Origin of the sequence: Aquabacterium sp. (assembly GCF_029946005.1) — a bacterium.
Taxonomy (GTDB): Bacteria; Pseudomonadota; Gammaproteobacteria; order Burkholderiales; family Burkholderiaceae_C; genus Aquabacterium.
In genome coordinates, this window is record NZ_JAQSDR010000008.1 from 283,384 (window position 1) to 307,272 (window position 23,889).

Here is a 23,889-nt window from a genome sequence, read left to right on the forward strand (position 1 = left end):
GTTGACCCTGTCTGGCCTGCCGATGCGGCAGATTCCGCTCGACCTGGGGCCGGTTTCCATGCCGGGACTGGACGATTTCATCGCCGAAGACGGTGCGCTGCAGGCCCTGGACTGGCTGCAGGCCTGGCCTTCTGGGAGCCAGACCAAGGTGCCCGCCGCCTATTTCTGGGGACCCTCCGGCAGTGGCAAGACTCATCTGCTGCGCGCCATGGTGCCCCGTGCGCTGGCGGCGGGCCATCACGTGATGTGGGTCAGCGCCCAGGGCTGCCAGATGTGGGAGGCCGAATTGCCCGAGGCCCCCACCCTGGCCTTGATCGACGACTGCGAACGGCTGGATGCCCACCTCCAGCACTTGGCCTTCAACCTCTTCATCGAATCGGCCAGCGCGTCGGAGGTGGCCGGGCCCTTGTCCATCATGGCGGCTGGGGCCGTGCCGCCAGTGGACCTGCCCGTGCGCGATGACCTGCGAACCCGTCTGGGCTGGGGCTTGATCTTCGCCTTGTTCCCCTTGAGCGAAACTGGCGTGCGCAAAGCGTTGCACGACGAAGCAAGCCGACGCGGCATCGACCTGGGTGAGGGCGTCGTGTCCTACCTCTTGGTGCGTTACAGCCGCGACCTGAGTTTTTTGATGGGCCTGCTCGACCGACTTGATCGGTTTGCCTTGGCCGAACACCGAACCGTGACCGTGCCCCTGCTCAAGCAGATGTTGGTGCTGGAGACCGAATGAACTTGTGCCTGTTTGACCTTGACCACACCTTGTTGCCGCTCGATTCGGACCACGAGTTCGGCGAGTTCCTGATCCGCATCGGCTTGGCTGATCCCATTGAATACCGCCGTCGCAATGACGGCTTCTACCAGCAGTACCTGGCGGGCACCTTGCAGTTGCCCGAATACATCCAGTTCAGCACGAGCGTTTGGCGCGAGTTGAGCCTTGAAGCCCAGGCCTCTTTGCAGCAACGCTTCATGGCCGAGGTGGTGATGCCGACCATCCACCCACAGGCCCTGCAACTGGTGCGCGACCACGAGGCGCAAGGCGACCTGGTCGCCATCGTCACTGCCACCAACGAATTCGTGACCCGGCCCATCGCCGATGCGTTTGGTGTGCCCGATCTGTTGGCCGTTGGCCTCGTGCGCGATCCTCAAGGGCGCGTGACCGGTGAAATCCATGGCGTTCCGTCCTTCCGGGAGGGCAAAATCACACGTGTGGAACAATGGCTGGCGGAACGCGGCCACACCCTGGCTGATTTCGAGCGGGTCAGCTTCTACAGCGACTCGCCCAACGACCTGCCTTTGCTGTACCTGGCCAGCGATCCCGTTGCCACCAATCCCAGTCCGGCCCTAGAGGCCGTGGCCCGTGAGCGCGGCTGGCGCATTCTTCGACTGTTTTCATGATCAAGAGATTGATAGACAAGATCCTGGGCAAAGACCCCAGCAAACCTCCTCGCGCGGCGGCAGGCGGGCGCAAGCCTCGCATTCCCACAGGCAAACGGGTGGACGTGCCAGCGTCAGAGCATGGCATTGACCCCAGCCTGGTGGACGAGCGCGCCGTCAAGGTCTGCACGACCTTGCAGGAAGCCGGTTTCGAGGCCTACATCGTCGGCGGCGCCGTGCGCGACCTCCTGGTCGGACTGCGCCCCAAGGATTTCGACGTGGCCACCAACGCCACGCCGGAACAGGTCAAAGGCCTGTTCCGGCGCGCTTTCATCATTGGACGCCGCTTTCGCATCGTCCACGTGGTGTTTGGCCGTGGCCGTGATAACGACGTGATCGAGGTCTCCACCTTCCGCGCTTACCTCGATGCGGACGCGGCCGAGCAGGTGGCTGGCAACGAGAAAACCTCCCGCTCCGAGTTGGCCGGCAAGTCCCACGTCGTCGATGGCAGCGGACGTGTGCTGCGCGACAACGTTTGGGGCCCGCAAGACCAGGATTCGGCGAGGCGTGACTTCACCGTCAACGCCATGTACTACGACCCGAGCACGGGCGTGGTGGTGGACTACCACGGTGGCATCAAAGACATCAAGAAGAAGGTGCTGCGCATGATCGGCGTGCCTGATGTGCGCTACCGCGAAGACCCGGTCCGGATCATCCGCGTGGTGCGTTTCGCCGCCAAGCTGAACTTCGAAATCGAGGCCAAGACGCGCGAACCCTTGCTGGCCATGTCCGAGTTGCTGGCCAATGTGCCGCAGTCGCGCCTGTTCGACGAGATGATCAAGCTGCTGCAGACCGGCCATGCTCAAGCATCGCTGGACCAATTGCGCAAGCTGGGCCTGGACCGGGGCGTGTTCCCCATCCTGGACGCCGTGTTCGATGAAGCCCGCCGCCATCCGGGCCGCGAGCAGTTCGTCAGGCTGGCCTTGAACGACACTGACCGCCGTGTGTCGGAAGGCAAACCCGTGGCGCCCAGCTTCCTGCTGGCCTGCCTGCTGTGGCACGACGTGCTCGACCACTGGAAGCGCAACCTGGCCAAGGGTGAGCCCAATTTTCCGGCCCTGCAAGCCGCGACCGACGCTGTGTTCGACTCGCGCATTGGCGACATTTCCGGCCGAGGCAAGCTGGCGTCCGACATGCGCGAGATTTGGACCATGCAGCCACGTTTTGACAAGCGCGTGGGCAGCGGCCCGCTCACCTTGGTCGAGCAGCCCCGCTTCCGTGCGGGTTTCGACTTCCTGCGGCTGCGTGCCCAGACCGGCGAGGCCGATCAGCCACTGGCCACCTGGTGGGAAGATTTCTCGTTGGCGGACAACGACGAACGCCGTGAGTTGATGGACGTGGCGCGTCAGCAGGATTCGGCCAAGCGGTCTGCCCACAGCGCCCGGACGGGCAGCCGTTCAAGTGCGGTTGCCGCCAATGTGGGCAGCAGCGACGAGGGTGACGCGTCATCGGAGGCGGGGCCCGGTCCGGCCGCCGCCAAGAAACGCCGCAGGCGTCGGCGCAAGCCCGGTGAAGGCGAGGGCGCTGCGCTCAGCGCTGGCGGCGACTCTGGTGATGGCGGCGGCGCTGGTGACTGAAGGCCTGCCCCGCTTCAGGGCCTTCGTGGGCCTGGGCGCCAATCTGGGCCCAGCCCGCGAGAACCTGCAGGCGGCATTGCTTGAGCTTCGGTCATTGCCTTGGACCACCCTGGAAGGCGTGTCTTCGTTTTACGTGACAAAGGCCGTGGGTACTGACGGCCCCGACTATCTCAATGCCGTGGCAGCGCTGAGTACCTCATTGGCACCGCTCGAGTTGCTCAATGCCTTGCTCGCCGTCGAGTTGAAGTTGGGCAGAGAGCGCCCCCGCCCCCTGGCGCCCCGCACGCTGGACCTCGATTTGCTCTGGATGGAAGGCGCCATGCGCGAGTCAGAAACGCTCACTTTGCCCCACCCAAGGATGACCGGGCGCGCATTTGTCCAAGAGCCTTTGGCGGAATTATTGGGTCAATTGCCCCAAAAATCGACCGATCCCCAGCCCCTTTCAACCTCTGCGCGGGCCGAATTGGCCGCTAGCCAAGGGATTTCTCTGGAATAAGCTGGAAATTCACAGTAGAATCTCTGGCTTTGTTGGTGGGTCAAAATACACGCTTGATTTCAAGCGGCTTGACAAGGCTCGACAATGGCAATCCCCGTGGGGCATGCCCGTTTCCTCCGCGGAAACTGGGAACGGGCCCTGGCCCGGGTGGTTTGCCTTTGTGGTGTTTTCAATGGCGCACGTTGACCCTGTGAATGCATTCATACTGAAAGTGATTGATCAATGACGACCATCCGTGTCAAGGAAAACGAGCCGTTCGACGTGGCTCTGCGCCGCTTCAAGCGCACCATCGAAAAGCTCGGCTTGCTGACCGAACTTCGCGCCCGCGAGTTCTACGAAAAGCCCACCGCTGAGCGCAAGCGCAAGAAGGCAGCCGCCGTCAAGCGCCACTACAAGCGCGTGCGCAGCATGCAGCTGCCCAAGAAGCTGTACTAAGCACAGCTTCTCTGTCCGACTGCTTGCGGTGGCTAACGCTTCCCACGGTCGTTGACTGAACAAGCCCGCGCGGGGACGCCCATGCGGGCTTTGTTATTTCTGAACAAGAACAGGAGCCAGCCATGAGCTTGAAAGACCGGATCACCGAAGACATGAAGAACGCCATGCGCGCCAAAGAGGCCGACCGCCTCGGTGCCATCCGCATGCTGCTGGCGGCGATCAAGCAAAGGGAAGTTGACGAGCGCATCACGCTGGACGACGCCGCCACGGTGGCCATCGTTGACAAGCTCCTCAAGCAGCGCAAGGATTCTCACCAGCAATTCCAGGCCGCAGGTCGGGTTGACCTCGCCGACAAGGAAGCCTTTGAAATTGGCGTGCTGGAGGCCTACCTGCCCCAGCGCTTGTCGGCCGATGAGGTGAGCGCCGAGGTCAGGGCCATCGTCACCGAGCTGGGCGCTTCTGGACCTGGCGACATGGGCAAGGTCATGGGCGCGGTCAAGCAGCGTTTGGCTGGCAAGGCAGACATGGGCCTGGTCTCTGCGGCCGTCAAAGCCGCGCTCGCTGGCTGAAGTTTTCATCACACAAGGGGAAGATGATGTCCGACAACTTGCCGATCCAGCCCGTGAGCGAAGACGTTTGCGTGGCACCTCAGTTGACGCCAGAAGCCATGGCCGCGGTGGCTGCGGCTGGTTTCAAGAGCGTGGTCAACAACCGTCCCGACTTTGAAGGCGGCCCCGACCAGCCCACCACCAGCGCCATCGAAGCCGCTGCCAAGGCCGTAGGGCTGGCCTACGCCTACCTGCCCGTGCAGGGGGGTTACCAGTCACCCGAAGAAATCGCGCAGGCGGCTGAGCTGCTCAAGACCTTGCCGCGTCCCACCTTGATGTTCTGTCGCAGCGGGGCTCGTTCTTCACGCCTGTTCAGCCAGGCCGTGGCGCTGGGCTGAAGGGTGAGCCAGGCCATGGGGCAGGTGAGTCACTTTTTTGTCCGCTGGGTGGATGCCTTGTCGACGCGCTTGGGTCAAATGGCCGCCTGGATGCTGATGCTGGCCTGCTCCCTCAGCGCGGGCAATGCCGTGATCCGTTACACCTTCAACCTGGGCTCCAATGCCTGGCTGGAGGCGCAGTGGTACCTGTTTGGCGCGGCCGTGTTTCTGGGGGCACCTGCGCTGCTCAAGCTCAATGAGCACGTGCGGGTCGATGTGATCTACGGGTCGCGTGAGCCACGCACCCGTGCCTGGATTGATCTGCTGGGGCTGCTGTTGGTGCTGGTGCCAGTGTGCGTGATCACGGGCTGGCTCAGCATCCACATGGTCCACGATTCTTATGTGCAGCAGGAAGTCTCGCCCAGTGCGGGCGGGCTGCTGCGCTGGCCCATCAAAGCCATGATCCCCTTGGGTTTTGCGCTACTGGCCTTGCAGGCGGTGTCTGAGATCATCAAGCGCGTGGGGTATTTGCGCGGCAGCTACAACATGGACATCCACTACGAAAGACCGTTGCAGTGATCACTCTGGAACACATGGCGCCACTGATGTTCGGCGCGCTGGTGCTGGTCATGCTTTTCGGTTTTCCGGTGGCGTTTTCGCTGGCAGGCCTGGGGTTGGCATTTGGCTACGGGGCCGTGGCGTTGGGCATCCTGCCCATTGAGTTCATGGGCAACCTGCCATTGCGGCTGTTTGGCATCGTCTCGAACGAGCTGCTGCTCTCCATCCCGTTTTTCACCTTCATGGGCGCGGTGCTGGAGCGTTGCGGCCTCGCCGAAGACCTGCTGGAAGGCACCGGGCAATTGTTCGGGCGTCGGCCGGGGGGGCTGGGCTTTGCGGTGATCATCGTGGGGGCCATCCTGGGCGCCATCACGGGCACGGTGGCGGCCAGCGTCATCGCCATGGGCGTGATCTCCTTGCCAATCATGGTGCGTTATGGCTACAGCATGCGCTATGCCACTGGCGTGATTGCCGCCTCGGGCACGATCACGCAGTTGATCCCGCCCTCACTGGTGCTGGTGGTGCTGGCCGACCAACTGGGTCGTTCGGTGGGCGACATGTACAAGGGCGCCATTGGCCCCTCCTTGATGCAGACCGGGATGTTCCTGGCTTACACGGCCCTGATCGCGTTCTTTTACCCAAAGCTGGTGCCACCCTTGCCCCCAGAGGCCCGGCTGCAGCGGGGGTGGGGCCTGTGGAAGAAGGTGCTGTGGGGCATGGTGCCCTCCATCGTGCTGATCTTCATGGTGCTGGGCACGCTCTTCATGGGGCTGGCCACGCCGACCGAGGCGGGTGCCCTCGGTGCCTTGGGTGCCATTGTGCTGGCCGCCATCAACAAGCGCCTGACCGTCAGCCTGCTGTGGCAGGCCATGGACAGCACCATGCGCGTCACGGCCATGGTCATCTTCATCCTGGTGGGTTCCAGCGTGTTCTCACTGGTGTTCCAGGGCCTGGATGGCAACCGCTGGGTCGAGCACATGCTGTCGCACTTGCCTGGGGGGCCCTTGGGTTTCCTGATCGCGGTGAACATCTTCGTGTTCTTCCTGGCGTTCTTCCTTGATTTCTTCGAGATCGCCTTCATCATCATTCCGCTGCTGGCGCCCGTGGCCCAGAAGCTGGGCATTGACCTGGTGTGGTTCGGCGTGCTGCTTTGCGTGAACATGCAGACCAGCTTCATGCACCCGCCATTTGGCTTTGCTTTGTTCTACCTGCGGGGCATTGCCGATCAGATCCACAAGAGCGGGGCCATCAGCAAGCCGATCTTGTCGCGCGACATTTACCTGGGGGCCATCCCCTGGGTGGTGATGCAGTTGATGCTGGTCACGGTGGTGATTTTCTGGCCCCAGTCCGTGACCTACTGGCTGGACAAGGAAGCGGTGATCGATGTGGACAATGTCCAGATCGAGATGCCGCTTGATCTGTCGGCGCCTGTGGATGACGCGGCTTCGGCGGCTTCTGGCGAAGGCTTGCCCGTGCCCGAGGTGCCGCCTGAGGAAGACCCGAACAAGGCGGTGAACGATGCCTTGCAGAAGTCAGGTGGCCAAGCCCCTTGAGGAAAGAGCCTGGGCCACTTGGCCCAGGGCTCACATCAAAGCTTGGCGGCTTGCATGTAGCGGTCGAACGTGGCCTCGGTGAAGCGGAACCACAGGTTCTGGTCGGCGCGGAACTTGGCATAGTCGGCGTAAACCTTGGCCCAATTTTTGTTCTTCGCGTTCAGCTCGCTGTAGATCTCCATCGAGGCCTTGAAGGCGCCGTCCATGACGGACTTGGGCATCTGCACCAGTTGAGCCTTGGCCGCGACCAGTTGCTTGAGTGCCAGCGGGTTGGCGGCATCGTAGCGGGCCTGCATCTCGACGTGGGCATGCGAGGCAGCCGCTTCGATCATGGCCTTGTACTCGGACGGCAAGCCATTGAAGGCCTTGGTGTTGATGAAGAAGTCCAGTTGCGGACCACCCTCCCACCAGCCAGGGTAGTGGTAGAAGGGCGCCACCTTGTGGAAGCCCAGCTTTTGGTCGTCATACGGGCCGACCCATTCGGCGGCGTCAATCGTGCCTTTTTCGAGGGCCTGGTAGATCTCGCCGCCTGGCAGGTTCTGTGGGATGGAGCCCAGGCGCTCGATGACCTTGCCCGCAAAGCCGCCAATGCGCATCTTCAGGCCCTTCATGTCTTCCAGGGACTTGATGGGTTTGCGGTACCAGCCGCCCATTTGCGCGCCGGTGTTGCCGCCCGGGAAGCTGATGATGTTGTACTGCGCGTAGAACTCGCGCATGAGCTTGAGGCCGTTGCCCTCGTACATCCAGGCGCTCATCTGGCGCGAGTTCAAGCCGAAGGGGATGGCGCTGCCGATGGCGAAGGTCTCGTCCTTGCCGACGAAGTAGTAGGGCGCGGTGTGGGCCATTTCGACCGTGGCGTTCTGCACGCCATCGACCACACCGAAGGCGGGCATCAACTCGCCCGCAGCGTGCACCGAGATGACGAACTTGCCGCCCGACATCTCGCTGATCTTCTTGGTGAAGACCTCGGCGGCGCCAAAAATGGTGTCCAGCGATTTGGGAAAGCTGGAGGCCAGGCGCCAGCGCACATTGGCTTCAGCGCGAACAATGGCGGGGGCTACGCCTGCGGCCAGAACGCCGGCAAGGCCAGCGCGGTTGATGAAGGAACGACGTTGCATGGCGGGTCTCCTGGGAATGGTCCGAAGCTCAAGCGGGGCTTGAATTCGGACATTTTAGGAGTGCTTCAGGCCTGGTGACGCAGGCCTGGGCAGGTGCTTACCCGTGTTGCCCTGCCGCGTCAGCTCACCGGCATCAATGCCCGGCGATTTTCATCTTCTCGATGAGGATGGAGCCCACGGTTTTGCTGCCGTAGGTGTACTCATCGGCGCCGACCGCCACGATCTGCTTGAACATCTCGCCCAGGTGGCCCGCGATGGTGATTTCTTCGACCGGGAAGGCGATCTTGCCGTTCTCGACCCAGTAACCGGCCGCACCGCGCGAGTAGTCACCCGTCACGTAGTTCACGCCTTGGCCCATCAGCTCGGTCACGAACAAGCCGCGGTGTAGCTTCTTGATCATGGCCTTGAGGTTGTCCTTGGGGTCGGTCAACTTGCTTTGCAGGATCAGGTTTTGCGATCCCCCTGCGTGGCCGGTGGTTTTCATGCCCAGCTTGCGCGCTGAATAGCTCGACAGGAAATAGCTCTGCACCACACCGTTTTTGAGCACATGGTGCTTGCGGGTCAGCACGCCTTCGTCGTCGAAGGGGGCGCTGCCCTTGCCCTTGAGGATGTGAGGGTCTTCAAGGATGTTGATGTGCTTGGGCAGCACCTGCGTGCCCAGGCTGTCGAGCAAAAAGGTGGACTTGCGGTACAGCGCTCCGCCACTGGTGGCCTGCACGTAGGCGCCCAGCAGGCCGGCGGCCAGGGGCGATTCGAACAACACGGGCACTTCGCAGGTGGCGATCTTGCGGGACTTGAGTCTGGCCAAGGCGCGTTCGGCCGCGTAACGGCCAATGACTTCGGGACGCGCCAAGTCGCGGGCATCGCGTTCGGACGAATACCAAAAGTCGCGTTGCATGTCGTTGCCACGACCGGCGATGGGCGAGACCGACAGCGAGTGGCGCGAGCTGGCGTAGCCACCCCGGAAGCCGCGCGTGTTGCCTGCCAGGAAGTGCGATTGCTGCGCCGACACGCCGCCGCCCTCGGAATTGGTGATGCGCGGATCGACCGTCAAGGCCGCGTCTTCGCAGCGGCGGGCCAGTTCGGCGGCCTGGGCCGCATCGATGGACCAGGGGTGAAAGAGGTCCAGGTCGCGCTTGGCGGCGCGGCCGGTGGCCAGGTCTTCGGCGTCGGGCAGGCCGGCGGCTGGGTCTTCGGCGGTGAATCGGGCGATGTCGTAGGCGGCGCGCACGGTTTGTTCAAGCGCTGCGGGTGAAAAATCGGACGTGCTGGCGTTGCCCCGGCGTTGGCCCAGGTAAACCGAGATGCCGATGGATTTGTCGCGGTTGCGCTCGACGTTTTCAAGTTTGCCCTTGCGCACTGACACCGACAGGCCCATGCCCTCGGAGACCTCGGCGGCGGCGTCGGAGGCCCCCAACTTCTGGGCCAGTTTCAAGGCGTCTTCAATCAATTGCTGGAACTGATCGCGCGAGTAGGCGAAGCCGGACAGGTCAGGCTGCTTGGCGTTGGAAGAAGACTTGGAGGATTTGTTGGCGGCCATGTATGCGGTTCGCGTCGGTGAGGGGGTTGACCTCGTATCATAGCGACCACATGAATCAAGATCAGTTCCCCCCCTCAGACGACGACGAAGTCGACGAAAACGGCTACCGGCGGCCCAGCAAATCGCAGCTTAAAAGGGACAGCCACGACCTGCAAACCCTGGGCGAAGCCCTGGTGACCATGCCCAAGGACCGCCTGGCCGACATCGGCCTGCCCGAGATCCTGGACGATGCCATCGGCGATTACAAGCGCACCAAGTCTTTCGAAGGCAAGCGTCGGCAGATGCAGTACATCGGCAAGCTGCTGCGCGGTTGCGATGCCGAGCCCATCAAGGAGGCCGTGGCTTCTTTCCAGTTGGGCCATGCGCGCAACGCCTTGGCCTTGCACGATGCCGAGCGCTGGCGCGCCGAGTTGGTGGCCGATGACAATGCCTTGACGCGTTGGGTGGCCGAGTACCCGCAATCCGACGTGCAGAAAATGCGCGCGTTGATCCGCAATGCCCGCAAGGACCTGGCCGCCGCTCCTGAAAACCGCAGTGGGCGTGGTTTCCGCGAGTTGTTCCAGTACATCAAGCAGGCCCTCGAAGGCCACGAGCGCACTGGCGAAAGTGACGAGGTACTGGACGAGGGCGAGGGCGAGGATTGACCGTGACTGAGCTGACTCCCCATGGGCTGGATGTGGTTCGCATTGGCGTGGTGTCGATCTCTGACCGCGCCAGTGCGGGCGTCTACGAAGACAAGGGCTTGCCGGCTTTACAGGACTGGCTGGGGCGCGCTGTGCGCAACCCGATCACCTGGGTGCCTCGCCTGATCCCTGATGAGCGGGCAGGCATTGCGCTTGCGTTGCGCGAGTTGGTGGACATCGACGGTTGCCACTTGGTGCTGACGACCGGGGGCACCGGCCCGGCGCCGCGCGACGTGACCCCTGAAGCCACGCTGGACGTGGCCGACAAGGAAATGCCCGGCTTTGGTGAGCAGATGCGTCAGATCAGCCTGCGTTTTGTGCCGACCGCGATCTTGTCGCGCCAGACGGCAGTGATCCGCAAGCAGGCTTTGATCTTGAATTTGCCAGGGCAGCCCAAGTCCATCGCCGAAACGCTGGAAGGGCTGCGCGATGCTGAGGGCCGTTCCGTGGTTCCCGGCATTTTCGCGGCGGTGCCCTATTGCATTGACCTCATTGGTGGGCCCTACATTGAGACTGATGTCACGGTGTGCGCGGCGTTCAGGCCGAAGTCAGCACAGCGGACTGTGCTGACGACCTGAGCAAGTTGGCGTCAGGGCGCAGGCTGCTCGATGGGCGTTTGAGCCGCTTTGGTTTTCAGCGCATAACCCTGTGCAATGGCGGCCACAATGCCGATGATGGCAATGATGGGCATGACCAGGGCCAGGATCTTGACCTTGGTGGTGTTGGGTGGCGGTGGTGCGCCGAAGCGGTTTTCGCCCGGCGTGCCCGCTTTGAAAAACCATACAAACGCCACGAAAGGAATGAGGGTTAAGAGGCAGGTCCAGCCCGACCAGTCCATGTCATGCGCGCGTTGGATGGCCATCAGTACGGAAAAGACGACGTAGGGGATGGCCGCGATCATGCCCAGCGCGGTGGCGGACTTGTCCATGCCCGCTGCCGCTGCAATGAAGCCCACGATGCCTGCACCCAGGATGAGCAGCAGGTAGCCGCCCATCAAATAGCCCAGGTACTGCAGGCGGCTGACGCGGCCTTGTCGGGACCAGAACTTCACGGGTTGATAGCTCGTTGACGAGCTTCGAACATCGGCCACATTGGCGCGGGGTGGCTGGTAGGGGTTGGCAACACTCATCATCGTCCTCCTTGGGTTAAAAATCATTTCAATGCCGAAGCCTCAGAGCAGGCCCGAGCGCTTGACCGCGTGGTAACGGTTGACCAGGGCCACGGCCAGTTGGCCCGGTTCCACATCCACCGACAGCGCATCTGGGCCCACCACGCGCCGAAACGCATCGCGCCGGGCTTGCTCAAACCAGTGGGCGCCCGCCACTTCAATGGCGTGGCTGGGGTGCGCGATGGCTTGTTCGGCCACTTCTCGGAGCACGCGCTCGCGCAAGCTGGCCACCAGCACCAGATGGCGCCCGCGCAGCAACTTCAGCGCGGGCTGCAATTCGGCCGAGTCTTCGTCCCGGAAGTTGGTCAACAGCACCACGAGTGCCCGCTTGTGCTGCACCCGCAGCAGGTCCTGCGCGGCCAGCAGGTAGTCGGAATGAGTGGCATCGGGTTCGATGTCGTGCAGGCGGGCCATCAAGGCGTTGAGCGTGGACGAACCCTTGCGGGGCGCGAAGTGGCGTTGCTGACCGGGGGCCGTGCCAAAGGTCATGGCCCCGACTTCGTCGCCGTCTTTCAAGGCGACGTAGCTCATCAGCATCAGCGCATTGAGGGCCTGGTCGAAGTGGCTACCGTCTGCATTGATGGCGCCTTCGTCGGCGCGCATGCGGCGCCCGCAGTCGAGCATGAAGATGACGCATTGGTCGCGCTCGTCCTGGAACTCGCGCACGATGGGGCGGCCGTGGCGCATGGTGGCTTTCCAGTCGATGTGGCGGATGGGGTCGCCTACTTTGTAGTCGCTCAACTGTTTGAAGTCGGTGCCCCTGCCGCGTTGGGCGTAGGTCTTGATGCCGATTTGTGCCAGGCGGCGATCGCCTGCCAGCCAGGCGTAGCCAGCCACCGCAGCGAAGTTGGGGTAGACGTGCAGGCTTTGTGCCTGGCCAAGTTGGCGCAGGGTTTCGAAGCTGCCGCCCAGCGTTTGCATCCGCACCTGGGTGGCGCCGAAATGCACGATGCCGCGTTGCCGAGGTGTGACCTTGTAATGGACATCCACCCGGCTAAGGGCGGGCACGCTCACGGTTTGCGGCAGGCCTTGAAATTCCAGCTTGGGATCGACTTCGTCAAACACGGCCACTTGCCATGCCCGGTTGCCTTGATTGACCAGGGTGAGGCTGAGCACGCGCTGAACGCCCAGTGCCAGGGCGTGGGGCAGGGTGCGTTCGATGCGCAGGGGCGATTGGCGCCAGGCCCGTTCGCTGCGCCACAGGTCCAGGCCTGCCCAGGCCGCACCAAGGGTCAGCAGCACGCCAGCGGCCAGGCCCACCGTGGCCAGCGGCAGGCCCGCGATCAAGGCGCAGGCGCTGGCCACGGCGAGGGCCGCCAGCGCGGTGACCGCGTGGCGACTGGGGATCAAGGTCCAATTCATCGGCCGGGCCAGTTCAAAGGCGCGGGGCCTCAACGCTGTCGAGGGCGTCGCTCAGCAACTCATCGACCTGGCGACCTTCGAGTTGGGCATCCGGGGCCAGCATGACGCGGTGGCGCAAGGCTGGGAGCACGTGGCCCTTGATGTCGTCGGGGGTGACGAAATCGCGCGCTTGCAGCAGGGCCGAGGCCCGTGCGGCCCGCACCAGGGCAATCGCGCCACGTGGGCCGGCGCCTGAGGACAAGCCAGGCCATTGGCGTGTGGCCCGCATGATGCGCACGGCGTAGTCGGCCACGCGTTCGTCGGTGCGCACGAGGGAGGCCATCTCTTGCAAGGTCAGTACCAGGCGTTCGTCCAGGCGCGGCTCGATGCCATCCAGCGACAGTTGATCGCCGATCTGGCGCTCGGTGGCGCGCCGGATGATGGCGGTTTCTTCTTCGTGGGTCGGGTAGCCAATGTCGATTTTGAACAGGAAGCGGTCGAGCTGCGCCTCGGGCAAGGGGTAGGTGCCCTCGGTGTCGATCGGGTTTTGCGTGGCCAGGACCATGAATGGGCGTGGCAACTTGAGCGTCTGGCCTTCCAGGGTGACCTGGTACTCCTGCATGACTTCGAGCAAGGCACTTTGCGTTTTGGCGGGGGCGCGGTTGATTTCGTCGGCCAGCAGCAGGTTGGTGAACACCGGGCCGCGGTGAACCCGCAAGGCGCCCATACCGCTGGCAGATTCGCCGCGCGCTGCGGCATCGAACACCGAATGGCCGGTGATGTCCGACGGCATCAGGTCTGGGGTGAACTGCACGCGTGCGTACTTCAAGGTCATGGCCTTGGCCAGGCTGCGGGCCAGCAAGGTCTTGCCCAGGCCCGGCACGCCTTCAATCAGAACGTGGCCAGAGGCGACCAGGGCAACCAGGGTCTGGTCCACGGCTTCCCGTTGGCCCACCACGGCTTTGGACAATTCCGTGCGCAGGCCATTGAGCAATTCGGCGGCGCGCGTGAGGTCTTCAGGTTTGATTTGCATGTCGGGTTCTCATCGGCGGGATGTCAGTGGGGGCTTGAGGCGTCGGCGGGCGGTCTCAAGCAATTCGAGTGTGGGGGCCAGTTCGCGGCCCGTTCGTTTGAGCTTGCGGTCTAGCGCGCGTGCCAGGGCGTCGGCGTCCAGCCCGGTGGCTTTGGCAAGGGCTTTGGCGCGTGCGCCGCGCTCCAGGCGCGCGTAGTCGGGCAGGTGGTTCTGGGCGGTTTCATCCAGGGCACGGATCTGGGCCGCGTGCAGGGCATCGGCGCCATGGTGCTTTAGGAATTGGGCGGTGCCCTTGACCTGTTCGGCGATGGAGCGGCGGCCTGGCACTGGGCGCGCTGACAACGGACCAAAGCGGACGGCCCCGCGCCACAAGGCCGTTGACAGGGCCAGCAGACCCAGCATCACCGCCACCCAGCCTTGCGTCCACAGCCATTGCAGCAGGGGCGGGCGGGCCTCTTCGGACACGAACCAGACTTCAGTGCCGCGGCGCACTTGCAAGGCGGCCATGGCCAGCAAAGCATTGTCGCCCTGCAGAACATGCTGGTTGAGGAACAAGCGTTGGCTGGTGATGATGGTGACACTGCCTTGCCCCATGGGCACGCGGACCAGGTCGAGCCCGAGCGGACCTTCGATGGCCCATTGCGGTGCCGAAGGCGCCTTGATCCGCGGGTAGCCGTGGCCGCCGCAGAGCTTGTAATCACGCCGGTCGCCATAAGCGGGTTTCACGCCTTCCGGTTCGATGACCTTGTCGCATTCAACGGCTTTTCGCCTTTGAGCGACCGAGGGCGCGGAGGCGGGGGCGCTGGCCGGGCTGTCAGGTGCGGGCAGCGCCTCGTTTTCCTGCTCCTCGTCGTCATCGTCGTCGTCCACGCGCTGGACAGGCAGCCAGGCTTGGAGGCGATCGTTGTAGAGCATGTCGGCGTGGATGACGAGGTGTCCGCCGCCTTGCACCCATGCGCGCAGCAGGCGTTCGCGCTCAGGGAACAAGTCCCAGTGCCATGAACTGAGCAACAGCGTGGCTTGGCGCGCAGGCATGGCCGACAGCTCTTTGGGTTTGACCACTTTGGCGCCCAGCTGGCGCACGAGCTGCTGGGTGGCGTACAGCTCATTGGTCAATGCCTCGCCTTTGGGCGGGGTGGCCACGGCCTCATCGACCCACTCCGTGCGCGTGGCCACCCACGCACCAGCGGCCAGCAGCAAAGCCACCAGCAATGCTTTCAGCAGGTGCTCGAACTTCACCGGGGGGCCTCCGGCTTGGGTGACGTTGACCCCAGGTGGGTGTCGAAGTCAGCGCACAGGGCCAGCACCTTGTTGGAATCGGGCATGCGGGCGCCATAGACGGTGAGTTGCCAGGCGCTCACCAGCCGGGCGAAGAAGTCGCTGCGGTCTTGTGCCAGGCGGCGCGTGGCCAGTTGCACGCATTCACCCTCGGTGCTGGCCGCGCGGATCGGCACGGCATGGTCGTGGACCAATCGGGACAAGGCGCCCCGGTAAAGCAGCGAAAGCGCCTCACGGTGATCGCCACGCAGCCACCAATTGCGCGCGGTGGCGCCAATTTGGTCGGGCAGGCTCTCGGGCCGGATGTCCAGCTCGCGAACGTGGCTGGGCAAGGGCAGGGTTTTGACGCTGGCCAGTTCGGCGCGCACCCGAATCCAGTGGCGCAGGCCCACCAGGAACAAAGCGACGGCGAGTGCGCCGAGTGCCCAGATCACCAAACGGCCGGCATCCGCGATCCAACGCGCCATGCCGACCAGCCACATGGGTGGCGGCTCGCTCTTGGAGGGCTTGGACTTCCAGCTGTCCATGTCTTTGAAGCGCAGGGTTTGTTCTTGGCGGGAGCCGCCGAGGTTGGGGTCTTTCTGCACCTGGTCGCGGGCGGCTTGCACGGCTTCGCGCGAGGGCGCCGGGGCGGGTTGCGCCCCAATCGGGGCCTGGCAGGCGCACAGAGCCAGGGCCAGGAGCGCGGGGCGGCAAGCCTTCATGGCCTCAAGCACTGAAGGCACGCCGGAACTCCTGTTCAAGGTCCCAGGCCTCAAGCTCGACGCGGCGGTTGAGGTACATGGCGAAGCCTGCGGCCACGTAGAACGGCTCCAGCGCGAACACCACGGTGGCGTAGGCCAGTGTGCCCAGCAGCGACGCCACCAGGTGGTCGGAACTGGTCAGCCATTGGAAAAAGCCCAGGCCTCCGCCGTTGGGGGCCAGCCAGATGAGCACCCCGACCAGGCCAAGGTTCAGGACCATCTCAATGGTGGCAAAGACCGTGTGCATCAGGCTGGCCTCCCAGCGCTGGCCTGACAGCAACTGCGAGCTTCGCTGGCGCAAGGCCTTGCCGGATTGCCCCTCCAGTTGGTAGATGGGCTGCGTGAAAGAACGCCAGGGCGACAGCCGCCGAAAGGTCAGCGTGCGTGGCAGTTGCTGCCACCACACGCTGGCGCGCGCACGCCACAAATCGGCGAAGGTGGTGGTTTGGCCAAACAAGGCGCGCGACAGCACGAACAGCACACTGCGGTCCAGCCAGGGCTTGAGCCAGAAAATGAGCACGCCGGGCAACCAGGGCGCGATCTCGACCGTGGACAAGGCCAGCAGCATGGCCACACCAAACACTGGCGCGCAGGTTCGCCACACCGAGCGGGCATGCGTCTGGACCATGAGCACGCCCAGGTCCGAGGCCTCGGACATGCTGCGGGGGCGAAGCTCGACCGTCAGCCCGTCAACCTGCATGCGGGCTCCTGGCGGGGCGGCCTTGCCAACCCAGGTACGCGATCACCACGGCCCAGCAGGCGGCCCCCACGCCATACTTGACGCTCGGTGCCACCCACCGGGCCGACGACCAGAAGGCCTCGACGGCGGCGGCAATCAGCAGCATGCCCATCACGCCATAGACCACGGTGATGGCGTCGTTGGCGGCATGCTTGAGCGATTCAAGGCGCGTTCGGCGGCCCGGTGAGAGCAGGGCGTGGCCCAGTCGCAGGCCTGCGGCCCCTGACAGCACGATCGCCGTGAGTTCGAACGCCGAGTGGGTGACCACGAAGGAATAGAAGGTCTCGGTGTAGCCGCGCGCCGTGAGGTAGCCTGCCACGGCACCAATCGACTGGCCATTGAAGACCAGGTAGAACACGCTGCCGAGCCCCCAGAACAGGCCACTGGCAAAGCATTGAAAGCCGATGCCAATGTTGTGCTGGATGTAGTAACCAAACATCTGCCAATCGGTGGAGGCGTGCCGCTGGTGACCGATGGACCGGCTGCTGTCGCCATACATGCTGTCGAAATTCTGAACCTCGTCGGCGTTCATCAGGTGCAGCACAAAGCCGGGGTCGCGGTAGGTGGCCCAGCCAATGGCCAGCATCGGCACGACGAACAACAAGGTGGCGGCCAGCAAGTACCAGCGGTGGCCACGCACGCTTTGCGGGAAGTCGATCAGCACCAGTTGCTTGAGGCGCGCCACCCCGTAGTCATGCTGACGGTAGACGAGGCGATGCCCACGCTGAGTCAGCGTTTCAAGGCGATGCGTCAGGTGGATGGGATAGGCACGCGCCTGAGCCAAGGCCAGGTGTTCGCAGCTGCGCCGGTAAAGCGCGGTCATGCGGGCCCCGTCCACGGGCGGCAGTGGCGGCTCACCGCGTTTCGGTTTCTTGACTTTCTGGAGGCCATCGAGGCGGTCCAGCATGGTTTCGAGTTCGGCCCAAGTGGCTGAGTGGTTCTTTTCAAACTGCAAGGGCGTCATGGCGAGCCACCTCCAGGGCGGTGGCCCAGAAGCCACTGCGCCACACCTTGCAAGCGCCGGGTGGCATCGTAGTCGCCGCGCGCGTTCGCGCCACCGTCTGGCCGGGTCACCGAGGCGGCCAGCACGGCCAGTTCGTCCAGCCGGGCAGGCGTCAGGCGCGCGGAGCGGCCAGCCCACGACACGATGGCCGCCTGCTCTTTGGGTGAGAGTTTGCGGGCGGGTGGCATGGCCATGGCCGGTGGAGGCACACCATGCAGTTGCGCCGTCTGGTGGTAGACCACCAAGGTGCCCGCCGCCAGGTCGCCCAGGCGTTTGAAGTCGCGTCGGGTGAGCATGGACAGCATGCCGGCGGCATAGCCCATGGGCAGGAAATCGGCCGCGCGAAGCAGGTTGCGGGTGATCGACGCGGCCGGGGTGATGGGCAGGCCCGAGTCCATCACCACGTGCAAGCCCATCATGCGTTTGCCAGGCGTGGCCCCCGATTTGGTCAGCTCAAAGACGACCGGGTAAAACCACTCCAGCGCGAAGTACAAGATCATCAGGAAGGCCGAGCCCACGCCACCCATGGGACGGGCAATGAGGACCGCGAAGAAGAAGATCACCAGGCGAATGCCGGCATCGATCAGGTAGGCCAGCGAACGGGCCATCACCCCTGCGGGTCGCAAGGACAGGGCGATGCCTTCTGGCGTTTCGGCGGTGTAGAGCGTGTCGAGCGACATCAAGCTTTGAGCACCAACTTGCTCCTCCCGAGCATTGTTTTATGGCGGGATCTTATCAGGCGGTGAGCGCCAGTGGCCTGGCTGAAAACCGGCCTGCGAACTCCTCGGCGGGGCATGGGTTTGGCTCAGTACTGGCCCACCTCGCCCGCCCCTCACTTCATCCAGCGATTGAGTTCTTCCGCGTTGAACTGCTCGGTGGTTTGGGCATCGCAAGGCAGGCAGTCGCGACCGGCTTCGGTCTTCGCTTCGCAGGCGAGTTTCTCAATGGCGCGCCAAATCAGGGTGATCTGGTGTTCGTGCCCGGAGGCGTGGTCGATCAGGCCTCGCATGGCCTGGGACAAGGGGTCGTCGCCTTCGGTCACGCCGTAGGCTGAAAAACCCAGGCGGGCTGCCAGTGCTTCGCGCTCGGCCTGCTTGGCATCGAGTACGGCCACTTTGGCCACGACGATGCGGGCTGGATTGCCCACGGCGGTGGCACCGGGCGGCACCGGCTTGGTCACCACGGCGTTGGAGCCCACGCGAGCGCCATCGCCCACGGTGAACCCGCCCAGAACCTGGGCGTTGGCACCGATGATCACGCCCTTGCCCAGCGTGGGGTGGCGCTTGGCCCCCTTGCTGAGCGAGGTGCCGCCCAAGGTCACGCCTTGGTAGATGGTGCAATCGTCACCAATTTCGGCGGTTTCGCCCACCACCACGCCCATGCCGTGGTCGATGAACACGCGTCGGCCAATGGTGGCACCCGGGTGGATCTCGATGCCGGTGAGGAAGCGGTTGTAGTTGGAGACGAAGCGGCCCAGCCATTTCAGGCCATGCGCCCAGCACCAATGGGCCCATCGGTGCATGGCCAAGGCATGCAGCCCCGGGTAGCAGGTCAGCACTTCCCAGGCCGTTCGAGCGGCGGGATCGCGTTCCAGGATGCAGGCGATGTCTTCTCGCAGGCGGGAAAAGAGCATGAGGGCGTTGTGATGACTTATTAGACTTAATTGAACAGTTTAGCGTCCAAGGCGAAACTGGGTACCGCTCCGGCCTTTAGTTCGGCACGCCAAAGACGAAAACGACCCATGAAGAGTCAAGCCGCTCCAGGCTCGCTGGAGGATGTCATTGAGCATGGGCAGTCACGTCTGGGCTTTCCCCCGGCGTTGGAGGCGGAATTCCAGGCCGACACGGTGGCGGGTCGCAGGCGCCTGCTGATCATCTGCGGGATGATTGGCACGCTGGGGGTCTGGTTCGCTTCCGACATCGTCATCCGAATGTTCCCGGACACCATCGGGCTGACGCTGGACACCCGCAACGCCCTGATCGCCCTGGCCGGCTTGTCGCAATGCGTGTCTCTTGCGATTCCGCGCCGACACTGGAAAAGCCAGTATTTCGAGTTCAACACCACCGTGAACACCATGGTGGTGGGGGCGGCAGTGATCGGGGGGACGACGTTCAACAATGGCGATGCCATGTTCACCCATTCGGCGGTGATCATTGGTGTGGTCATGTACGCTGGCATCGCGGCACGGCAGCGGTATCGCTGGACCTTCACCTCGTCCATGCTCACTTTCATCGGCTACTGCACCTTCGTTCAGGGCGAGACGCCCTTGCAGCAATTGATCGTGCGCAGCAACGTGACCATGCTCGCGCTGGGCTTGGTGCTCACCCTGATCGCCAGCCATGGCTTTGAGTTCCGGGAACGCCGGGCCTGGCTGCTTCGGAAGCAATCCGCGAAGATTCAGGCCAGTCTGGCGCAGGCCAGCGAGCAGTTGCGCGAGTTGTCGGTGCGCGATCCGCTGACCGGCCTGTACAACCGACGCCACTTCGAAGCCGAGATGGCGAAGGCTTTTAAGCTGGCAGCCCAGGCCGCTCAACCCGTGTCCATGTTGATGCTGGACGTGGATTTTTTCAAACGCTACAACGACAGTCACGGCCATCCGGCTGGCGATGCCTGCCTGAAGCAGGTGGCTTGCGTTCTGAACGAGTTGGCTGACACGCACGGCGGCCTCGCCGGACGGCTGGGTGGCGAGGAGTTCGGTCTGATCCTGCCAGAGAAGGCCTTGCAGGACGCCCTGGCCGTGGGGAAGGCGCTGTGCGGGGGCGTTCGAGGGCGCGCCATCGAGCACGGGGCATCGTCGATCGGACCGCATGTGACCGTCAGCGTGGGCGCGGCGGTGGCATGGCCTGGCCGTGGCGCCACCCGCCATGCCTTGGTACAGGCTGCCGACCAGGCCCTGTACCAGGCCAAACACGACGGGCGCGATCGCGCCGTGGCACATGCCGAGCCAGTGATCGACGCGGGCGCGGTTCAAGACGAAGTCGCGGAGACGGCCATGGTGCCAGGTGAGGCCAGCACCGAGCTTGCGCAGATGGGGCAGCTTTTGGCGCGGGGCTTCCGCTCCTTGTTTTTCCCTCGCGACATTGAGGCAGCCTACCAGGCGCATCACCAGGAAGAGCGCAAACGCCACCTCATCACTGCGGCGGTGGCGGGCATGCTCACCTTCAACGTGTATGTGTTCGCCAACCGGGGCATGTTTGCGGACGTGGCCACCGAGATGCTCCACACCGTGGTGGGCCTCACGGTGATCATGCTCGCCGCCGTGGGTGCCACGGCTTTCATGCCATTGAAAGCCTGGCTGAGGGAATCGTTCTATGCCCTGGGCACCACGGTGGTGGCCATCGCGACGATCAAGACCCTGTCCATGAGCCATGAGTTCACCACGCTGGGCTTCGCGGTGGCGCTGTTCCTGATCCCGATGTTCGCGTGCGTGGTGGCCCGCCAGCCCTTCTGGTTCGCCCTGGTGCCCACGGTGGCGACCATCGCGTCCCTGTCCATGTTCAATCCGGTCGGCCCCATGGCGGCCCTGATCATGGAAGACACGGCACTCATCATCATCAACGCGAGCGTCTACACGCTGATCGCGGCCTATGCCTTGGAAAACGGGGCGCGCAAGGAGTGGCTGCTGAACGAGATCAGCCGCCGCCAGCGCCAAGAGCTTGAAACCACCATGCAGCACCTCCACCAGTTGTCGGTGCTTGATCCCTTGACCGGCCTGAGCAACCGGCGCCAGTTCGAAGAAGACTTTTCACGCACCTGGTCGGAATGCGGCCTCGTCGGCCAGCCGGTGGGCCTGCTGATCATGGACGTGGATTTCTTCAAGAACTTCAATGATCGGCATGGCCATCCAGCGGGGGACCGCTGCCTGCGGCAAATCGCCACCGTTTTGTCTGACGTGGCCCGCCAGGAGTTGGGATTGGCCGCGCGCCTGGGCGGCGAGGAATTCGGCCTCTTGCTGCCGGGGCGCGATCAGGCGCAGGCCGCGCTGGTGGGGCAGGCCTTGTGCGAAGCGGTCAGGCAGGCCCGGATCGCTCATGGTGCCTCGGGCGTGTCGCCATTCGTGACCATCAGCGTGGGTTCAGCCAGCATGGTGGCCGGGCAGTGCGACGGCGCGATCGGCGAACTGTTGGGTGCGGCAGATGCCGCGCTCTACCAGGCCAAGGCGTCTGGGCGCGACCGCGTCGGGTCGGTCGAGACGGCAAGCGCGGAGCCCGTGGCATCGTTGCCTGCTCGGGCCTGCCTCATTTGATGGCGTCCTGCTGCTGCTGACCCGGGCGTTGGGGCGGCGTGCTGTCCAGCATGGCCTTGGCCACGCCGCGCAGGATGTGGATCTCTTCCTGGCGCACCTGGGCGCGGTTGAACAACTGGTTGAGCCGGGGCATGAGCTTCTTGGGCGCGGCCGGGTCCAGGAAGCCCAGGTGGACGAGGGCTTTTTCCCAATGCGAAAGCAGGCCCTGCACGGCGGCACCATCGGCCAGCTCAGGGTCGGGCGTGCGCGCACTGATGCCAAAGCCGCCCAGTGCCTGCCGCCACTCGTAGGACAGCAGTTGCACCGCTTGCGCCAGGTTCAGCGAGCCGTAGTGGGGGTTGGTGGGAATGCTCATCACCGCATGGCAGCGGTAGGCGTCTTCGTTGGACAGGCCGTGACGTTCACTGCCAAACACGAGGCCCAGTCGGTGGGCTGGCGTTTGCTCCGCCAGGGCTGCGAAGCCTTCACGTGGGGTCAAAGTGGGCGGGCCGAAGTCGCGCGGCGTCATCGCGGTGCCGATGGCATGGGTGACCCCATCCAGCGCCTGTTCCAGGGTGTCAACCACGCGTGCCCGCACCAGGATGTCGGCCGCGCCGCTGGCCAAGGCCACGGTTTCCTCCTGGATGAGCACGTCGGCAAAGCGCGGGCGCACCAGCACCAGGTCCGAGAACCCCATCACCTTCATGGCCCGCGCCGTGGCCCCCACATTGCCGGGGTGGCTGGTGCCGATCAGGATGAATCGGGTCGGATCAGAGCGGTCGGGGATTGAATTCATGGCTTCAAGAACGTGCACCAAGTCCTTCATTCAATGGGGATTTCGCTTGAAGAGGGGGTGCAAAAAGCAGGAGGGATCGTTACAATAGAGGATTGTCTTCGTTCTTTGATCATCGCTGCGCGTCTCTTGTCGTTGGCCTGTCCGGTTTTTCTGGGCAGGTGGCGTCCATCGTTTTTTGTACGGTTTCAGTACGGTTCCCCAAGGTCTGTCCATGTCCCAAGCTTTGCATCCCATGCTCAACATCGCCATCAAAGCTGCCCGTGCAGCCGGGGCGATCATCAACCGGGCATCGCTCGATGTGGATCGCCTGACGGTCACATCCAAGTCGCACAACGACTTCGTCACCGAGGTAGACCAGGCCGCAGAGCACGCGATCATTTCCACGCTCCTTGAAGCGTATCCCGGCCACGGCATCCTGGCCGAAGAATCGGGCAGCGAGTTCGGCGCCAAAGATAGCGACTACGTCTGGATCATTGATCCGCTTGACGGCACCACCAATTTCATCCACGGCCTGCCCATGTACGCCGTGTCGATCGCGCTGAGTTTCCGTGGCCAGATCCAGCAGGCCGTGGTGTACGACCCCAGCCGCAACGACATGTTCTACGCTTCCAAGGGTCGGGGCGCTTTCCTGAACGATCGTCGCCTGCGCGTGTCCAAGCGCACCCGCTTGCTCGATTGCCTGATTGGCACGGGCTTTCCTTTCCGCAAGGGCGACAACTTCCAGCGTTACCTGAAGATGTTCGAAGAAGTGATGGCCGCTTGTGCCGGCGTGCGCCGTCCAGGCGCCGCCTCGCTCGACCTGTGCTACGTGGCCGCAGGTTGGTATGACGGTTTCTTTGAAACAGGCCTGAGCCCCTGGGATGCCGCCGCGGGCGCCCTGATCGTCACCGAGGCCGGTGGCCTGATCGGCAACTTCACCGGCGAGTCCGACTTTTTGTACCGCCGCGAAGTGCTGGCTGGCAGCCCGCGCATCTACGGCCAACTGGTCAAGATCCTGTCGCCCTACAGCACGATTCCAGAGCAGTTGGCCAAGGAAGCGGCCGCGCTGGCAGGCGAGGGCGGCGAAGTGGCCGACAGCGATGTGGCACTTGATGCGGTGAAGCAAGCCTCGGCCACCCCCACAGGCGAAGCCCCAACCCGGACTCGCATCAAGGCCACCCCCAGGACGTTTGACCGCCTGCGAGAAGACGGTGGTTCTGGCCGTCGCTGAAAGGCGCTGCCAGGATGGGGTGGGGCTTGCAGGGTGG

25 protein-coding genes are annotated in these 23,889 nt (G+C 63.9%); 13 read left to right on the forward strand and 12 right to left on the reverse strand.

What is annotated here, in order from left to right; translation table 11 throughout:
• Nucleotide 1: 1 nt before the first annotated feature.
• The 9 genes from PSV38_RS06345 to PSV38_RS06385 all read left to right on the forward strand — a co-directional run bounded on the left by PSV38_RS06345 (nucleotide 2) and on the right by PSV38_RS06385 (nucleotide 6,975).
• Nucleotides 2-727 carry a DnaA regulatory inactivator Hda gene (locus PSV38_RS06345; protein ID WP_300545991.1) on the forward strand — a complete coding sequence of 242 codons (726 nt, stop codon included), beginning with the start codon at nucleotides 2-4 and terminating at the stop codon, nucleotides 725-727.
• Nucleotides 724-1,392, forward strand: coding sequence for an HAD family hydrolase (locus tag PSV38_RS06350; RefSeq protein ID WP_300545992.1), 669 nt, complete (start codon nucleotides 724-726; stop codon nucleotides 1,390-1,392). Before PSV38_RS06345 ends, PSV38_RS06350 begins: the two co-directional genes overlap by 4 nt.
• On the forward strand, nucleotides 1,389-3,008 hold the full coding sequence (gene pcnB / locus PSV38_RS06355) for a polynucleotide adenylyltransferase PcnB (RefSeq protein ID WP_300545993.1): 1,620 nt from the start codon (nucleotides 1,389-1,391) through the stop codon (nucleotides 3,006-3,008). The genes PSV38_RS06350 and pcnB overlap by 4 nt, the downstream gene beginning before the upstream one ends.
• The gene (folK, locus tag PSV38_RS06360) at nucleotides 2,986-3,504 is read left to right on the forward strand and encodes a 2-amino-4-hydroxy-6-hydroxymethyldihydropteridine diphosphokinase (RefSeq protein ID WP_300545994.1); all 519 of its coding nucleotides are present in this window, start codon (nucleotides 2,986-2,988) and stop codon (nucleotides 3,502-3,504) included. Before pcnB ends, folK begins: the two co-directional genes overlap by 23 nt.
• 222 nt (nucleotides 3,505-3,726) lie before the next feature.
• Nucleotides 3,727-3,939 carry a 30S ribosomal protein S21 gene (gene rpsU / locus PSV38_RS06365; RefSeq protein WP_012346814.1) on the forward strand — a complete coding sequence of 71 codons (213 nt, stop codon included), beginning with the start codon at nucleotides 3,727-3,729 and terminating at the stop codon, nucleotides 3,937-3,939.
• A gap of 122 nt (nucleotides 3,940-4,061) precedes the next feature.
• The gene (locus tag PSV38_RS06370; RefSeq protein ID WP_300545995.1) at nucleotides 4,062-4,508 is read left to right on the forward strand and encodes a GatB/YqeY domain-containing protein; all 447 of its coding nucleotides are present in this window, start codon (nucleotides 4,062-4,064) and stop codon (nucleotides 4,506-4,508) included.
• A 26-nt stretch (nucleotides 4,509-4,534) separates the two neighbouring features.
• On the forward strand, nucleotides 4,535-4,885 hold the full coding sequence (locus PSV38_RS06375; RefSeq protein ID WP_300545996.1) for a TIGR01244 family sulfur transferase: 351 nt from the start codon (nucleotides 4,535-4,537) through the stop codon (nucleotides 4,883-4,885).
• 24 nt (nucleotides 4,886-4,909) lie between these two features.
• Nucleotides 4,910-5,443 carry a TRAP transporter small permease subunit gene (locus PSV38_RS06380; protein ID WP_300545997.1) on the forward strand — a complete coding sequence of 178 codons (534 nt, stop codon included), beginning with the start codon at nucleotides 4,910-4,912 and terminating at the stop codon, nucleotides 5,441-5,443.
• Entirely contained in the window at nucleotides 5,443-6,975 is a 1,533-nt protein-coding gene (locus PSV38_RS06385) for a TRAP transporter large permease subunit (RefSeq protein ID WP_300546044.1), read from the forward strand. The genes PSV38_RS06380 and PSV38_RS06385 overlap by 1 nt, the downstream gene beginning before the upstream one ends.
• A gap of 35 nt (nucleotides 6,976-7,010) precedes the next feature.
• Here PSV38_RS06385 and PSV38_RS06390 read toward each other — a convergent pair whose 3' ends face one another.
• Nucleotides 7,011-8,093 (reverse strand): TRAP transporter substrate-binding protein, encoded by a 1,083-nt coding sequence (locus tag PSV38_RS06390; protein WP_300545998.1) that lies wholly within the window; start codon nucleotides 8,091-8,093, stop codon nucleotides 7,011-7,013.
• Between the two features lie 133 nt (nucleotides 8,094-8,226).
• A complete protein-coding gene (gene pmbA, locus PSV38_RS06395; RefSeq protein WP_300545999.1) occupies nucleotides 8,227-9,633 on the reverse strand; it encodes a metalloprotease PmbA in 1,407 nt (468 codons plus the stop codon).
• Between the two features lie 50 nt (nucleotides 9,634-9,683).
• Between pmbA and yjgA the strand changes: the two genes are divergently transcribed.
• Together yjgA and mog are read left to right on the forward strand one after the other, a co-directional pair.
• On the forward strand, nucleotides 9,684-10,277 hold the full coding sequence (yjgA, locus tag PSV38_RS06400) for a ribosome biogenesis factor YjgA (protein WP_300546000.1): 594 nt from the start codon (nucleotides 9,684-9,686) through the stop codon (nucleotides 10,275-10,277).
• An 11-nt stretch (nucleotides 10,278-10,288) separates the two neighbouring features.
• Nucleotides 10,289-10,894 (forward strand): molybdopterin adenylyltransferase, encoded by a 606-nt coding sequence (mog, locus tag PSV38_RS06405; protein WP_300546046.1) that lies wholly within the window; start codon nucleotides 10,289-10,291, stop codon nucleotides 10,892-10,894.
• A gap of 11 nt (nucleotides 10,895-10,905) precedes the next feature.
• On the opposite strand, the gene PSV38_RS06410 is transcribed toward mog, so the two are convergent.
• The 9 genes from PSV38_RS06410 to cysE all read right to left on the reverse strand — a co-directional run bounded on the left by PSV38_RS06410 (nucleotide 10,906) and on the right by cysE (nucleotide 19,254).
• Nucleotides 10,906-11,445 (reverse strand): DUF805 domain-containing protein, encoded by a 540-nt coding sequence (locus PSV38_RS06410; RefSeq protein ID WP_300546001.1) that lies wholly within the window; start codon nucleotides 11,443-11,445, stop codon nucleotides 10,906-10,908.
• Between the two features lie 42 nt (nucleotides 11,446-11,487).
• The gene (locus tag PSV38_RS06415) at nucleotides 11,488-12,846 is read right to left on the reverse strand and encodes a DUF58 domain-containing protein (RefSeq protein ID WP_300546002.1); all 1,359 of its coding nucleotides are present in this window, start codon (nucleotides 12,844-12,846) and stop codon (nucleotides 11,488-11,490) included.
• Nucleotides 12,847-12,859: 13 nt separating this feature from the next.
• Nucleotides 12,860-13,858, reverse strand: coding sequence for a MoxR family ATPase (locus PSV38_RS06420; RefSeq protein WP_300546004.1), 999 nt, complete (start codon nucleotides 13,856-13,858; stop codon nucleotides 12,860-12,862).
• A 9-nt stretch (nucleotides 13,859-13,867) separates the two neighbouring features.
• Complete coding sequence (locus tag PSV38_RS06425; RefSeq protein WP_300546005.1) at nucleotides 13,868-15,097, reverse strand: DUF4350 domain-containing protein; 1,230 nt, start codon at nucleotides 15,095-15,097, stop codon at nucleotides 13,868-13,870.
• Nucleotides 15,094-15,861 carry a DUF4129 domain-containing protein gene (locus PSV38_RS06430; RefSeq protein ID WP_300546006.1) on the reverse strand — a complete coding sequence of 256 codons (768 nt, stop codon included), beginning with the start codon at nucleotides 15,859-15,861 and terminating at the stop codon, nucleotides 15,094-15,096. The genes PSV38_RS06425 and PSV38_RS06430 overlap by 4 nt, the downstream gene beginning before the upstream one ends.
• Nucleotides 15,845-16,579 carry a hypothetical protein gene (locus PSV38_RS06435; protein WP_300546008.1) on the reverse strand — a complete coding sequence of 245 codons (735 nt, stop codon included), beginning with the start codon at nucleotides 16,577-16,579 and terminating at the stop codon, nucleotides 15,845-15,847. Before PSV38_RS06435 ends, PSV38_RS06430 begins: the two co-directional genes overlap by 17 nt.
• Nucleotides 16,569-17,582 (reverse strand): stage II sporulation protein M, encoded by a 1,014-nt coding sequence (locus tag PSV38_RS06440; protein ID WP_300546009.1) that lies wholly within the window; start codon nucleotides 17,580-17,582, stop codon nucleotides 16,569-16,571. Before PSV38_RS06440 ends, PSV38_RS06435 begins: the two co-directional genes overlap by 11 nt.
• On the reverse strand, nucleotides 17,579-18,301 hold the full coding sequence (locus PSV38_RS06445; protein ID WP_300546010.1) for an RDD family protein: 723 nt from the start codon (nucleotides 18,299-18,301) through the stop codon (nucleotides 17,579-17,581). Before PSV38_RS06445 ends, PSV38_RS06440 begins: the two co-directional genes overlap by 4 nt.
• Before the next feature lie 152 nt (nucleotides 18,302-18,453).
• The gene (gene cysE, locus PSV38_RS06450) at nucleotides 18,454-19,254 is read right to left on the reverse strand and encodes a serine O-acetyltransferase (RefSeq protein ID WP_300546011.1); all 801 of its coding nucleotides are present in this window, start codon (nucleotides 19,252-19,254) and stop codon (nucleotides 18,454-18,456) included.
• A 108-nt stretch (nucleotides 19,255-19,362) separates the two neighbouring features.
• On the opposite strand from cysE, the gene PSV38_RS06455 reads away from it, so the two are divergent.
• On the forward strand, nucleotides 19,363-21,867 hold the full coding sequence (locus PSV38_RS06455) for a GGDEF domain-containing protein (RefSeq protein WP_300546012.1): 2,505 nt from the start codon (nucleotides 19,363-19,365) through the stop codon (nucleotides 21,865-21,867).
• Here PSV38_RS06455 and PSV38_RS06460 read toward each other — a convergent pair.
• Nucleotides 21,860-22,642, reverse strand: a complete 783-nt coding sequence (locus tag PSV38_RS06460) for an RNA methyltransferase (protein ID WP_300546013.1) — start codon at nucleotides 22,640-22,642, stop codon at nucleotides 21,860-21,862. The genes PSV38_RS06455 and PSV38_RS06460 overlap by 8 nt on opposite strands.
• 211 nt (nucleotides 22,643-22,853) lie before the next feature.
• Between PSV38_RS06460 and PSV38_RS06465 the strand changes: the two genes are divergently transcribed.
• Nucleotides 22,854-23,852: an inositol monophosphatase family protein gene (locus tag PSV38_RS06465; RefSeq protein WP_300546015.1), complete on the forward strand. Its 999-nt coding sequence runs from the start codon at nucleotides 22,854-22,856 to the stop codon at nucleotides 23,850-23,852.
• The last annotated feature ends 37 nt before the right edge of the window (nucleotides 23,853-23,889 follow it).

Bases quoted from the DNA above. Each gene is read 5' to 3' on its own strand.
- PSV38_RS06350 (WP_300545992.1), top strand. From the start codon at position 724: ATGAACTTGTGCCTGTTTGACCTTGACCACACCTTGTTGCCGCTCGAT.
- pcnB (WP_300545993.1), top strand. From the start codon at position 1,389: ATGATCAAGAGATTGATAGACAAGATCCTGGGCAAAGACCCCAGCAAA.
- folK (WP_300545994.1), top strand. From the start codon at position 2,986: ATGGCGGCGGCGCTGGTGACTGAAGGCCTGCCCCGCTTCAGGGCCTTC.
- rpsU (WP_012346814.1), top strand. From the start codon at position 3,727: ATGACGACCATCCGTGTCAAGGAAAACGAGCCGTTCGACGTGGCTCTG.
- PSV38_RS06370 (WP_300545995.1), top strand. From the start codon at position 4,062: ATGAGCTTGAAAGACCGGATCACCGAAGACATGAAGAACGCCATGCGC.
- PSV38_RS06375 (WP_300545996.1), top strand. From the start codon at position 4,535: ATGTCCGACAACTTGCCGATCCAGCCCGTGAGCGAAGACGTTTGCGTG.
- PSV38_RS06390 (WP_300545998.1), bottom strand. From the start codon at position 8,093: ATGCAACGTCGTTCCTTCATCAACCGCGCTGGCCTTGCCGGCGTTCTG.
- pmbA (WP_300545999.1), bottom strand. From the start codon at position 9,633: ATGGCCGCCAACAAATCCTCCAAGTCTTCTTCCAACGCCAAGCAGCCT.
- yjgA (WP_300546000.1), top strand. From the start codon at position 9,684: ATGAATCAAGATCAGTTCCCCCCCTCAGACGACGACGAAGTCGACGAA.
- PSV38_RS06410 (WP_300546001.1), bottom strand. From the start codon at position 11,445: ATGAGTGTTGCCAACCCCTACCAGCCACCCCGCGCCAATGTGGCCGAT.
- PSV38_RS06415 (WP_300546002.1), bottom strand. From the start codon at position 12,846: ATGAATTGGACCTTGATCCCCAGTCGCCACGCGGTCACCGCGCTGGCG.
- PSV38_RS06420 (WP_300546004.1), bottom strand. From the start codon at position 13,858: ATGCAAATCAAACCTGAAGACCTCACGCGCGCCGCCGAATTGCTCAAT.
- PSV38_RS06435 (WP_300546008.1), bottom strand. From the start codon at position 16,579: ATGCAGGTTGACGGGCTGACGGTCGAGCTTCGCCCCCGCAGCATGTCC.
- PSV38_RS06440 (WP_300546009.1), bottom strand. From the start codon at position 17,582: ATGACGCCCTTGCAGTTTGAAAAGAACCACTCAGCCACTTGGGCCGAA.
- PSV38_RS06445 (WP_300546010.1), bottom strand. From the start codon at position 18,301: ATGTCGCTCGACACGCTCTACACCGCCGAAACGCCAGAAGGCATCGCC.
- cysE (WP_300546011.1), bottom strand. From the start codon at position 19,254: ATGCTCTTTTCCCGCCTGCGAGAAGACATCGCCTGCATCCTGGAACGC.
- PSV38_RS06455 (WP_300546012.1), top strand. From the start codon at position 19,363: ATGAAGAGTCAAGCCGCTCCAGGCTCGCTGGAGGATGTCATTGAGCAT.
- PSV38_RS06460 (WP_300546013.1), bottom strand. From the start codon at position 22,642: ATGAATTCAATCCCCGACCGCTCTGATCCGACCCGATTCATCCTGATC.
- PSV38_RS06465 (WP_300546015.1), top strand. From the start codon at position 22,854: ATGTCCCAAGCTTTGCATCCCATGCTCAACATCGCCATCAAAGCTGCC.